This window comes from Nocardia sp. CA-119907, from assembly GCF_050955995.1.
Classification (GTDB): Bacteria; Actinomycetota; Actinomycetes; order Mycobacteriales; family Mycobacteriaceae; genus Nocardia.
In genome coordinates, this window is the sequence record NZ_CP192091.1 from 5187114 (window position 1) to 5201316 (window position 14203).

Annotated in this window: 1 protein-coding gene; it reads right to left on the bottom strand. The window is 67.1% G+C overall.

Annotated features, from left to right (window positions below; all coding sequences use genetic code 11):
- Positions 1–337 precede the first annotated feature (337 nt).
- A complete protein-coding gene (locus ACQP2D_RS22780; RefSeq protein ID WP_433677930.1) occupies positions 338–13990 on the bottom strand; it encodes an amino acid adenylation domain-containing protein in 13653 nt (4550 codons plus the stop codon).
- Positions 13991–14203: the final 213 nt, after the last annotated feature.

Here is a 14203-nt window from a genome sequence, read left to right on the forward strand (position 1 = left end):
GTACAGCCGATGAATTGCTCACCTCGCTCACTCACGACTCTCTCCTTCTCCGGCCCTCGGCACCGGTGTCGAAGGCCGCGCGTCGCTGGCGATATCTCGCGCGAATCTGCCTCGGTAACACCGGGTTCCGTCCGAGCGTCCGGGCGCTCTGTCGATGGATTGTTCGAAACGCTCTCGCACGAGCACACCCCCTGATTCATGACGCCGCCACGACGGGCACTGCCGTACGCGCCGAAGCCGGTCGCGGTGCACGGGACCGACTCGCGCCTTGGCACGACGCCACCGAACTCACACGTGGTACCACCGGGGACCAAGCGGGTTGTTGCGCGCTCCACGGTCACTGTCTTGCCTCATGCGCCCGTGCCGCCGCGGCTTCGAGGTGTTCGTTGAGCACAGGACCGATGACGGCGAGTGATTCCGGTGTCGTCATGGCCGAATGCTTGCAGCGCAGGTCGTGATTGTGGATGGTGCCGGTAATAAAGGGCTGCCAGGCAGCGGCGCACCGGGTGGGGTCGGTGCGGTTGATTTCATCATCGCCCGCGGTGAAGAACAGCAGGTCTCCGTTGAAGGTGCGGGGGCGGAAGCCGTGGGCGAGAACGGTGCCGTTGGCGTAGCCCGCGTAGAGGCGCTCCAGGTGTTCGACCGTCAGCGCGGCGAACGGGCCGGGGCGCGACCGCAGCAGTTCCGCGGCGTCGCGCAGGCTCATACGCTGGTCGAACTCCACGTCGTCGCCCAGTGCGTCGCTGCCGAATTCGCCGATGATCTCGGCGACGGTCGGGATCGCATGCTCGAGCCATTCATCGCTGAGCTGGTAGCTGTCCATCATCGACAGCAGCGCGACCTCGTCACCGACCTGCTGCAGCTGGATCGCGACCTCGTGCGCGATCAGGCCGCCCAGCGACCAGCCGAGCAGGTGGTATGGCCCCTGCGGCTGGATCGACTTGATGTGCGCCACATAGCTTTCCGCGGCCTCGCCGATCGAATCGAACCCGTCCTCGCCCGCGACATGCGGCGCCTGCAGTCCGTACACCGAGCGGTCCGGTGCGAGGTGCGCGAGCAGACCCGAGTAGCACCAGGCCAGCCCGATCGCAGGATGGATGCAGAACAGCGGGGCCCGGCTCGCGGCGGTGCGGGCACGGATCGGCAGCACCGGCTCCAGCGTCGCGGCGATCGCCGCGCCGGTTCCGTCCAGCCGAGCCGCGATGGCGGCCGGGGTGGAGTCGCCGAACATCAGCTGCACCGGGATATCGATCCCGTTGGCGCGCAGCTGCGCCACTACCTTCGTGGCCAGCAGTGAGTTGCCGCCGAGTTCGAAGAACCCGTCGTCGACACCCACCGTTTCGACACCGAGCACCGTCGCGAAGGCGGCGCACAGTTGCTCCTCGGTCGGGGTCGTCGGCGCCCGATAGCCCTCGCTCGCACTGAAGACCGGTTCCGGCAGTGCATTTCGGTCGAGTTTGCCGACCGGGCTGAGCGGTATCTCGTCGATCAGCATGATCGATTGCGGCACCATGTAATTCGGCACCCGGGCGGCGACATGCTCGGTGAGTTCCGCGGCGCTCAGCGTGATTCCGTTGCGCGCCTTCACATAGGACACCAGTGCCGTCGCACCGGCGACTGTCCGGTATCCGATGGTGGTCGAGAATTCCACCGCGTGATGCTGGGCGAGCGCGGCGTCGATCTCGCCGAGTTCGATGCGGAAGCCGCGGATCTTGACCTGATGGTCGGTGCGGCCGACGTATTCGATCTCGCGGACCCCGGCGGGGCTGCGGCCGAACCAGCGCGCGAGATCGCCGGTGCGGTACATCCGCTCACCCGGTTTGCCGTACGGATTCGCGATGAAGCGCTGCGCCGTCAGACCGGGGCGGTTCAGGTAGCCCCGCGCCAGGGCGCTACCCGCCAGATGCAATTCACCGGTCACTCCGACCGGCGCCGGATGCAGGCGCGCGTCGAGGATGGTCGCGTTGACACCGCGGATCGGGCCACCGATGGTGATCGGCCCGCCCGGTGTCATGGGCTGCGAGATCACCGTGACGATGGTGGTCTCGGTCGGCCCGTACACGTTGTACAGGTTGCGCCCCGGCGCCCAGCGACTGACCAGTTCGGGCGGCACCGCCTCGCCGCCGACCAGCACGTGCGAAAACTCCGTGACCCCGGTCGGATCGACCGTGCCCAGCGCGGAGGTTGTGATGAACGCGTGCGTGATCCCCTCGTCGATCAACACCTTGCCCAGTTCGGCCCCGCCGACGACACCGGGTGGCGTGATGACCAGCGTCGCCGCGCCACCCAGTGCGAGCAGCACGTCGAGCATGGCGGCATCGAAGCTCGGCGTCGCGAAATGCAGGACCCGGCAGCCGGGGTGGACGTCGAAGCGCTGCGCGGTCTCCGCGGCGAAGTTCGACAACCCACCGTGGGTGACCACCACCCCCTTGGGGGTGCCGGTCGAACCGGAGGTGTAGATGACGTACGCCGGATTGTCCAACCGCAACAGGGCGGTCCGCTCTACCGACCCGATCCGTTCGTCGGATGCGTCCAGCACCCGACGGCGGAATTCGTCATCGTCGAGCACGATCCACTCGGCATTGCCGTGCCCGAAAAGAGGCCCGAGCTGATCGCGGTGCTCGAAAAGCGTGATTCCCAGCGCTGCGCCGGAATCGGTGAGCATATGACTGATGCGCCCCGCGGGGTACATCGGATCGACCGGTACGAACGCCGCACCCGCCTTGGCCACTGCGAGCATGGTCGCTACCGACTCGACCGAACGCGGAATCCCCAGCGCCACAAGCGTTTCCGGTCCGACGCCACGTTCGATGAGCACCCGCGCCAGCCGGTTGGTCCACCGGTCGAGCGCGTCGTAGCTCACCTGGGTGTCTTCCGAGCACAATGCGATGGCCTCGCGGTCGACATTCACCGCGGCCTCGAACAGCTCCGGGAAGGTGATCGGCCGGTCCGCCCGCGCACCACACACCGGGGCCAGCCCGGACCATTCGGCGGGATCGAGCAGTTCCAGATCCCCCACCGCAGTGGTCGGATTCGCGGCGATGGCGGTGAGCAGCCGGACCATTCGGGTACCGAGCCACCCGGCGGTCTGCTCGTCGAACAGATCGCTCGCGTAATTGACCGCCAGCGTGATACCGGCCGGTTCCTTTCTGTCGGTGTGGGATTCGGTCAGGGTGAACTGCAGATCGAACTTCGCGATACCGGTATCGACATCCTCCGCCTCGATGCGCAGCCCGGGCAGATCCACCACCCGAACCGGATGGTTCTGCACCGACAGCATCACCTGGAACATCGGGTGATGGGCCTGCGAGCGAACCGGATTCAGCACCTCGACGAGGCGTTCGAACGGCAGGTCGGCGTGCGAAAACGCGTCCAGATCGGTATCGCGCACGGTGTGCAGCAGATCGGTGAACCTGGCGTCGGGATCGATTCGGGTGCGCAGCACCAGCGTGTTCACGAACATGCCGACCATCCGATCCAGCGCGGGATGGCCGCGCCCGGCGATCGGGGTGCCGACCACGATGTCATCGGTCGCGGTCATCCGGTGCAGCAGCACCGCGAGCGCGGTGTGCAGCACCATGAACATGCTGACGTTATGGCCGGTGGCGATCTTGTGCAGTTCGCGATGGGCGAACGGATCGATGGCGCATTCGACGGTGCCGCCGCGGTAGGTCGGTGCGGGCGGACGCGGTCGATCCGCGGGCAGGCTCAGCAGCTCCGGAATCCCGTCCAGGGTGCGCCGCCAGTAGTCGAGCTGACGGTTCACCACCGAATCCGGCTCGTCCTCACTGCCGAGCGTGTCCTGATGCCACAGTGTGTAATCCGCGTACTGGATTTCGGATTCCGGCCAGTCGGGGGTCTTGTCCTCGCATGCCGCTCGGTATGCGACGGCCACATCGGCGGCCAGGGGTTCCAGCGACCAGCCGTCGACGGCGATGTGGTGCACGACCAATACCAGGATGTGCTCGGATTCGATGGCTCCGGCCGTATCGACCGTGATCAACGCCGCGCGGATCGGCACAGTCGTCGCCAGGTCGAATCCCGGCGTCGCGAAATCCTGTACAGCGCCGGGAACTTCCGCGGGCGGCATCGTCATGGCGAATACCGCGATCTCGGCGTCGGCGGGATCGAGCACCCGCTGCACGGGTGCCCCATCGATCTCGGGGAACACCGTGCGCAGCGTTTCGTGGCGCCGCTGCACCGCGTGCAGCGCCCGCACCAGCGCATCGACATCGAGTTCACCGCGCAGGCGCAGCACGACCGGAACGTTGTACGCGCCAGCGGTAGCGCCCGCATCGGCGCCGATCTCGTTGAATCGGTTCAGGAACCACAGCCGGTACTGGGCAGCCGACAATGGAATCCGCTCCGGCCGCTCACGGCGCACCAGTTCCAGCCCGGTGTTCGCACCGGGTCCGGAATCGAGCAGCGCCGCGAGCTCGGCGACCGTCGGCGCCGTGAAGACGGTGCGCACCTCGAGCCGAGTATTCGTCGCCGCGGCCAGTCGGGTCACGAGTTGCGTTGCCAGCAGCGAGTTTCCGCCGATATCGAAGAAGCTGTCGTCGGCGCTCACGGTTTCGAGGCCGAGCAATTCGCCCATCACCTCGGCGACCAGTCGCTCGGCGGCGGTTTCGGGGGCACGCAGCACGGCGCGCACCGTCAACTGTGGTTCCGGTAGTGCGGCAATATCCAACTTGCCGGTCGGGGTCAGCGGAATCCCGTCCAACACGGTGATACTGGCCGGAACCATGTGCGCGGGCAGTTTTTCGGCGACATGGGCGCGCACCGCGTCGGTATCCAGTGTGCCCGTTTCGTCGGTGGGCTGAATGAACGAGATGATCCGGTCCGCACCCGCGATGTGGCGCACCTCGGTGTGGGCGTACCGCACATCTCGATGGTCGACGAGCACACTGGTGATCTCGCCCAGTTCGATGCGGAAGCCGCGCACCTTCACCTGATAGTCGCTGCGTCCGAGGTAGACGATTTCGCCCGCGGCGTTCCAGCGCACCACGTCACCGCTGCGGTACATCCGCGAGCCCGCGGGACCGTAGGGGTCGGCGACGAACCGCGTCGCGGTGAGTTCGAACCGGTCGAGATACCCACGCGTGACACCGAATCCACCAAGGTACAGGTCGCCGGGCACGCCGACCGGAACCGGGCGCATCCGCTCGTCGAGTACCAGCGCCCGCGCACCGCGCACCGGGGTGCCGATGGTGATCGGTCCGCCGACCGCCACCGGATCCGAGATCGTGATGACGATGGTGGTTTCGGTCGGCCCATATACGTTGTGCATCTGCCGTCCCGGCGCCCAGCGGGCCACCAACTCGGCACCGACGGCCTCACCACCCACCAGCAGTGCACGCAGGCACGGCAATGACCACCGCTCCCGATCAATGGTGGCCAGCGCGGCCGGGGTGATGAACGTGTGGGTGACGCGTTCGCGCTCCAGCAGCGCGGCCAGTTCGTCGCCACCGTAGATATCCGGTGGGCAGATCACCATGGTCGCGCCGGATCCGATCGCGAGCAGCAAGTCCAAGATGGCCGCGTCGAAACTCGGTGAGGAGAAGTGCAGTGTGCGCGAATCCTGGTCGATTCGCATGCGGTCGCGGGCCTCGTCGCCGAAATTCGACAGGCCGCTGTGTGTGACGGCCACGCCCTTGGGCTTTCCGGTCGAGCCCGAGGTGTAGATCACATACGCCAGATCGGCGATCTCGGTGCTGCGCAGGCGCTCGTGGTCCTCGACCGGGCTGTCATCGAGTTCGGCCAGTTCATCGGCGAATTCGGGATCATCGAGCAGCAGCCAGTCGGTGACCGGTCCGTCCGCCGGGCGCAGCCGATCAGCATGCACGGATACGGTAATTCCGACCCGGCAGGCGGAGTCCACCAGCATGTGCCGCACCCGGTCGACCGGGTAGTTCGGATCGACCGGCACGAACGCCGCACCGGATTTGGCGACGGCGAGCATCGTGACGACCGATTCGATCGAGCGGGTCAGGCCGAGCGCTACCCGGTCCCCCGGACCGAAACCGCGTTCGATCAGTGCCCGCGCCAAGCGATTCGAGCGCCCATCGACCTCAGCGTAGGTCAGCGTGGTGTCACCCGAGCGGATGGCCGCGCGGTGCGCGTGGGCATGCGCGGTGGCGGTGAAGTACGCGGCCAGCGTGTGCTGCGGGGAGCCCGGTGTGCCGGTGGCCGGGGTGAGCACGCGGCGCTCGAATTCGGTGCGCGCGTCGATATCTCGGACCAGCACCTGTGGCGCACCGGTAATGGCCGCCAGCACCGCCAGGAATCGATCGGCCAGCGTCTTGATCGTCGTGGCATCGAAAAGCTCTGCGGCGTAGATGAATTCGAACGCACGCCAAGCCTCGTCCGAACCGGTGTCGCGGGACATCGCCGCCACCCGCAACTCCAGGTCGAATTTCGCCAGCGCGATATCCAGTTCCTCGGCGCGCAGTGCCAGGCCGGGCAGTTCGAGCGACGGCACCGGCCCGTCCTGCACCGTCAGCGCCACCTGGAACAGCGGATGGCGACTGCCATCGCGGACGCCGCGGCCCAGTTCCTTGACGATGCGCTCGAACGGAATATCGCCGTGCGCCATGGCGGCCAGCTCGGTATCCCGATCCGCGCGCAATAGCGTCGCGAACGAAATGTCCGGGTCGACATCCGAACGCAATACCAGCGTGTTGACGAACATGCCGACCAACTCGTCGAGCTTGGTGTCGTTGCGGCCCGCGACCGGCGTGCCGATCACGATATCGCGACCGCCGGTAACGAAGCGCAGCAAGACCGCGAGCGCCGAACGCAGCACCATGAACGTGCTGACGCCTTGTTTGCGGGCAAGTTCGGCGAGGGCCTGCTGCATCGGCTCGGGCACACTGAAGCGCACGGTGCCCGCCTGCTGTGTCGGCTGGGCCGGACGCGGCCGGTCGTAGGGCAGCGGCAGTTCGTCGGGCAGGTCCGCCAGCGCGGTGCGCCAGTACGCGAGCTGTTCGCTCGCGAGGCTCCGCGGATCGGCCTCGTCGCCGAGGTAGGCGCGCTGCCACAGCCCGAAGTCCGCGTACTGCACCGGAAGTGGCGTCCAGGCGGGTATACCGCCCTCGTGCCTGGCCATATAGGCGGCCGCCAGATCCTTGGTCAAAGGCCCGAGCGACCAGCCGTCGGCGGCGATGTGGTGCAGCACGATGCCGAGCAGATGCCGCCGAGTTCCGGTGCGCAGCAAGGTGATCCGGAGCGGGAGGTCTTTGGTGAGATCGAAGCCGGTGCGCGCGAATGCCCGCAACGCCTGTTCGGCGGCGCCCTCGTCGCTCGGCACCACGTCGAGCACCGGCACGGCCCGGGCGGTGGGCAGTACCGATTGCTGTGCGCCCTCGCTGTCCTCGGGAAAGACGGTGCGCAGCACCTCATGTCGGTCCACCAGGTCGGTCAGTGCCGCGCGCAATGCGGGTACATCCAGATCGCCATCGATTCGAATGACGAATGCGATGTTGTACGCACTGGATTCGGGTGAAAATCGATTGAGGAACCACAGTCGCTGCTGGGGCAGCGACAATGGAATGCGTCCCGGACGCGGGATATGCACAGCCAGCGCCATCCGTTGCGTCCGGGGCGCTTCCGTTATGCGTGCCGCGATCCCGGCCACCGTCGGCGTCTCGAAGATCAGCCGCACCGGCAGGTCGACAGCGAACTCCTCGTACAGCCTGGCCGCGAGCCGGGTGGCGAGCAGCGAATTGCCGCCCACGTCGAAGAAGCTGTCCTCGGCGCCGGTCACCGGGTGGCCGAGGATATCGCCGAACACGGTGGCGACCTGCCGCTCCAGCTCGGTGCGCGGTGCGCGCGAGGTACCGGCTGCCGCGAAGACCGGTGCAGGCAAGGCCTTTCGGTCGAGTTTGCCGGACGGAGTCACCGGCATCTCGTCGAGTACGGTGATCGAGGCGGGCACCATGTAGCCGGGCAGCCGCTGCCGCGCGCTCTCGGTGACATCGGCGGCATCGATCGCCTCGTCCGCGGTCACGTAGGCGACCAGGCGGGTCTCGCCCTCATCGTCGGTGTGCACGACCGTGAGCGCGCGCCGCACTCCCGGGTGCGCGCGAAGTACATGGTCGATTTCACGCAGTTCGATGCGGAAGCCGCGGATCTTGATCTGGTCGTCGGCGCGGCCGAGGAAGCGCAGGTGCCCGGTCGGATCGGAGACCACGAGATCGCCGGTGCGGTACATCCGCTCCCCGCGCCGGCCGAGCGGGTTGGCCGGAAAGCTTTGTGCGGTAAGGCTGTAGCGGCCGAGATAGCCGCGCGCCAAACCGGGACCGGACAGGTAGAGCTCTCCTGGCGTGCCCGGCGGCACCGGATGCAGTCGGCCATCGAGTATGAACAGCCGCATGCCGCGCACCGGCATGCCGAGCGGTACGGCACGGCCCGCGTGCATCGGACCACTGGCGGTGGCGGCGACGGTCGCCTCCGACGGCCCGTACATGTTGTGCATGCGATGCCCGCGCGACCAGCGCTCGACCAGTTCCTCCGAGCACGCCTCACCGCCGACGATAACGGCCTCGAGTTCGTCGAGTCCCTCGTTGGGCACGGTGGCCAGCGCGGCCGGGGTGATGAAGGCATGGGTGACCCGCTCCGTGCGCAGCAACTCGGCGAGTTCGGCACCGCCGTACATGCCGGCGGGTGCGACGACGATGGTCGCGCCCGCGGCGAAGCCGAGCAGCATCTCCAGCACCGACGCATCGAAACTGGGCGAGGAGAAGTGCAGTGTCCGTGCCGAATCCGTCACGCCGAACAGGTGCATCTGCTCGTTCGCGAGCGAGGCGATACCGGCGTGGGTGACGATGACCGCCTTCGGCTTTCCGGTGGAGCCCGAGGTGTAGATCAGGTAGGCCGGATGTGTGGTGCGCAGCGGGTAGTGCCGATCCGCGTCGGTGACGGGATCGGTGCCATAGCGGACGGATTCGGTGGCCAGCTCGTCGGAGCCGAGCACCAGCCAGTCGACATAGTGCTTGCGGTGCTTGCCGCGGGCGGCGGGCCAGGCGGGCATGGCGGCCAGGCAATCCGGCACGGTGAGTCCGAGCATGGCGCCGGAATCGACGATCATATGCCCGATCCGCTCGGCCGGGTAGCTCGGATCGATCGGCACATACGCCGCACCGGTTTTCGCGACCGCCCAGATGGCCGCGATCGAGTCGAGGCTGCGCGGCAGCGCGATCGCCACCACGACCTCGGGTCCGGCGCCGTGTTCGATCAGGGTGCGCGCCAGGCGATTCGACATCTCATCGAGTTCGCGGTAGCTGGTGTCGGTGTTCTTGTAACGCACGGCGATGGCATCGGGCACCCGCTCGGCGGTGTCGGTGAGCAACCGCGCCAGCGTGATCGACGGTTCGCCGGGTGCGCCGGCGATCGGCACCAGCTTCGCGGTCTCGCGCCTGTCCAGGATGTCCAGATCACCGACCGGCATATTCGGTGCGGCGACAACGGCACCGAGTACGGCGATGAAGCGATGGGCGAACGATTCGATCGTGCGCTGGTCGAAAACATCAGTGGCATAGCCGAATTCGGCGTGCAGCGGGCCGTCGGACAGGCCGTCGTGCACCTCCAGCTGCAGATCGAATTTGGCGATATCGGCGGCGATCGGCAGCACCTGAGCCTGCACGCCGGGCAGATTGATGCTCAGATCGGGTGCGTGATCGTAGGACAACATCACCTGGAACAGCGGGTGCCTGGCAGCGGAGCGCTCCGGGTTGACGAGCTCGACCAGCCGCTCGAACGGCACATCCGCGTTGGCGAAGGCATTGAGATCGGTTTCGCGGACCACGTCGAGCATCTGGTCGAATCCGGCTGCCGGATCGACCTCGGTCCGCAGCACCAGAGTATTGACGAACATTCCGACCAGGTCATCGAGCGCCGGATCGGAGCGACCCGCGATCGGGGTGCCGATGGTGACATCGGTGCTCGCGCACAACCGCGCCAGCAGGGTGGCCAGTGTCGCGTGTAGCACCATGAACATGCTCACGCCCCGGCTGGCGGCGAGTTCGCCCGCGGCGCGACGGATCTCGGGGGCGATGGTGAACGCGACCCGGCCGCCGGTGGTCGAGCGGCGCAGTGCACGCGGACGATCCAGCGGCAGGTCGAGTTGGTCGGGCAGACCGCGCAGGGCCGAGCGCCAGTAGGCGAGCTGACGACTCAGCGCACTGGCCGGATCGGCTTCCTCACCCAGCAGTTCCCGTTGCCACAGTGCGAAATCGGCGTACTGCACCGGCAGCGGCGTCCAGTCCGGTGTGGCGCCCTCCGCGCGCGCGGTGACGGCGGACATCAGATCCCTGGCCAACGGCGCCACCGACCAGCCGTCACCGCAGATGTGGTGCAGCACAACGAGGAAAACGTGCCGATCCGGTGCGGTGGTCCACAGTGCGACCCGGATCGGGGCCTGGCTGCGCAGGTCGAAGCCGTAGCCGGCGAACTCCTCGGCGAGTTCGCGCACATCGGCGCCGATGGCGTCGATCGGGTCGAGGGTCAGCGGGATCTCGGTCGCAGGATGTATCAGCTGGCAGGGTCCGTCCGCCCCGTCCGGAAAAGTGGTGCGCAGGGATTCATGGCGTTCGATCACATCGACGAGCCCGGCCCGCAGCGCCACGAGATCGATCGGCCCGTCGATTTCGACGGCCAAGGGCATGTTGTATGCGGCGGCGTGTTCGGCGAAACGGTTGAGGATCCACAGCCGCTGCTGGGCCAGCGACAGCGGAATCCGTCGCGGCCGTTCGGCGGGGACCAGTTTCGGGGAGGACGCGTCCGGGTTGTGTGTGGCGAAGCGCTCACTGAGCGCGGCGATGGTCGATGCCTCGAACAGGTCGCGGATGGTCAGCCCGGCGCCGAGCGTGGCGTTTATCCGCGCCACCGCGCGTGCGGCGATGAGCGAATTGCCGCCCAGGTCGAAAAAGCCGTCCTCGACACCGATTTCGTCGATGCACAGGACTTCGCTGAAGATGCCGGCCAGTACCCGCTCCACCTCGCTGCGCGGTTCGGCGGTGACCGGCCCGACCGGGCGGGCGATGACGGGTTCGGGCAGGGCCTTGCGGTCGATCTTGCCGTTGGCACTGAGCGGTAGTTCATCGAGGACCATCAGCGAGGCGGGCACCATGTAGCTGGGCAGGGTACGGCGCAAGGCATTCTGCAGTGTGGTGCTGTCCAGATTCGCCGTAAATGCCGGGGCGGCAACGACATAGGCTGCGAGCTCGTCGCCGGTTCGGCTGGTGTGAGCCACGCACACCGCGCGCGCGACCCGCTCGTCGGCGAGCAATGCCGCCTCGATCTCGCCGAGTTCGATGCGCAGGCCACGAATCTTGACCTGGAAATCGCTGCGGCCCAGGTATTCGAGCACGCCGCGGTCCGAATCGCCCTCGTGCCGACCGAGATCCGGATCGCCCTGCCAGCGGGCCAGGTCGCCGGTGCGGTACATCCGAGCGCCGGGAGTGAACGGATTGGCCACGAAACGATCCGCGGTGAGCTGGGATTGGCCGAGATACCCGCGCGCCAGTTGGACGCCCGCAAGATACAGCTCCCCCACTACCCCCGGCGGCACGGGGCGCAGGAGCGAGTCGAGGACGTAGGTCTGGGTGTTCCACACCGGAGATCCGATGGGCACGGTGGCCGGTTCGGCCGGGCACGGCCAGTAGGTGACGTCGACGGCGGCTTCGGTCGGTCCGTACAGATTGTGCAGTTCCGGCCCGTCCAGGGCGGCGCGGAAATCGCGAACGGTGGCCGCGGGCAATGCTTCACCACTGCAGAACACCCGGCGCAGCCCGGCGCAATCGCGCACATCGGTGTCGGTGACGAACACCGAGAGCATGGACGGCACGAAATGTGCGGTGGTTATGGACTTTTCGCTGATGATCCGGGCCAGGTAGGCCGGATCACGGTGCCCGTCGGGTTCGGCGATGACCAGTCGCGCGCCGATCTGCAAGGGCCAGAAGAATTCCCAGACCGAGACATCGAAGGTGGCCGGAGTCTTCTGCAGGACGGCGTCGGTTCCGTCGAGGGGGTATTCGTGCTGCATCCAGCGCAGCCGGTTGACGATCGCGGTGTGGGTGACACCGACGCCCTTGGGTTTTCCGGTCGAGCCGGAGGTGAAGATGACGTAGGCGAGATGGTCGGCGCGAAGCGGGGTGCGGCGGTCGCTGTCGGTGATCGGGGCGGCGTCGACTTTCGACAGGTCGACGGTGTCGATGGCCAGCACGGCCGCGCGTTCCGGGAGCGGGAGTTCGTCGCGGGCCGCGATCAATACGCACACGGGTTCGGCCTGCTCGAGGATCTGGTCGATCCGTTCGGCGGGGTTCTCCGTATCGAGGGGCAGGTAGGCCGCACCGGCCTTGATGACCGCGTACATGCCGACGACGAGTTCGATGCTGCGCCGCAGGCACACGGCGACCACCGTCTCCGGGCCCGCCCCGCGGGCGATCAGCAGGCGGGCCAGCCGGTTGGCCCGCTCGTCGAGTTCGCGGTAAGTCAGTGTCTCGTCGGCGAATTCGAGCGCGACCGCATCCGGGCAGATCATCGCGCGATCGGTGAACAGACCGGACAGGGTGCCCTGATGCAGTGCCGTCTCGGTGTCGTTCCAGGTACGTAGCACGCGCTCGCGCTCGTCGTCGGTGATCGCAGCGAGGCTTTCGACGTTGGTGTCGAGGTCGGCGGCGAGGAATCGGGTCAGGAAGTCCAGGAATCGGGCGTGGTGCGCCGTGACCTCGGTATCGGTGTAGAGCCGCGGGTTGGCCTCGAAGTCGACGTGGATGCGGCCGCCCTCGCCGTTGTACAGATTGATCGAGAGGTCCTCGACCGGGCCGGTGGCGAGCACGTGCAGCGAGCCGAGCAGACTACCGAATTTCAGCTCGTCATGGAACAGCATGATGTTGACCATCGGGCCGAAGAAGCCGCGCGCGTCGCGGGAGTAGCCGCAGTCGCGGCGGATGTCGTCGTGACGGTAGCGCTGATGCCGCAGCGCGCCGGTGATCTGCAATTCCGCACCGCGCACCACGTCGCGGACGGTGGTTTCGGCACCGAACCGCAGCCGGATCGGCACCACATTGGAGACCACGCCGGCCGAACGGCGCAGCGCGACCGTGGTCCGCGCCGAAACCGGCAGGCTGAGCACCACATCCGGATTGCCGGTCACCGACCGCACATAGCAGGCCAGGGCCGCGGCGAACATGGTCGAACTGTGGGTCTCGAGGGCGGCCGTCGCCGCGGTCATGGCCGCCTCGCCGCGTTCGTCCAGGACCGCGCAAGCACGACGCCGCCCCGCGTCGGGGGCGGCGGTCAGGCCGTTCACACTGGACAGCGACATCGGTCCACCCGCGTCCGCCAATTGCTCGAGCCAGTAGTCGCGGTCGTTGCGGAACCGGCTGGAATCACGATAGGTGGATTCGTCCGCATAGATAGTGGCCAGCGGCGTCGCGCGAGAGCTGGCCGGTTCGGTGCGGTTCTCCACCGCCGTATAGATCTCCGCGGTGCGGGTGAGTGCGTTCATCGCGCCGTAGCCGTCGATCACGATGTGATGGGCACGCGCGTACCAGATGTAGTCCGTATCGCCGGTCCGCAGCACTATGTTCGTGGTCAGCGGGTCGTTCTCGAGATCGATCGGCGAGCTGGCATGCTCGTTCATCCAGCGCATCGCGGCAGCGTGTGGATCGGGCTCGTCACGCAGATCGATCCGGGCCCAGCCCGGGCGGAAGGTGTGGTCGATCACCTGATGCGGGACGCCGTCGATCTCCACCAGGCGTACGTGTCCGACCTGCGTTTCGGCGCCGAACCGTTCGATCGAATAGAGCAGGCGGCCGACATCCAGGTCCCCGTGGATCTCGACATACTGGGCGATGGTAAGCGGAACGTCGGGGCGAATCCGTTGGGCGTACCACAAGGCTGTTTGCGCAGGCGACAGTGCGAATGGTTGTGCCGAGAATTCACCAGAAGAGCATTGGTCGACGCGATCCGTGGCCAATGAACTCATCAATCACTCCTTCTGCCGCTGTTGATGCGCATCTCCCCGAGCACCGCCACCGCAGGCGCGCATGCGCCAGCCGTAGGACGTGATCCACGCCCATTGATTCGGAGCACCGGATGTAGCGGATGGCCAGCGTTGCGGATTTGTGTCACTTCCAACGCCGTTCGCGGCAGCACACTTCCGTGAGCTACTTCTCCGCAAATATGGCTTTTTGCTGGG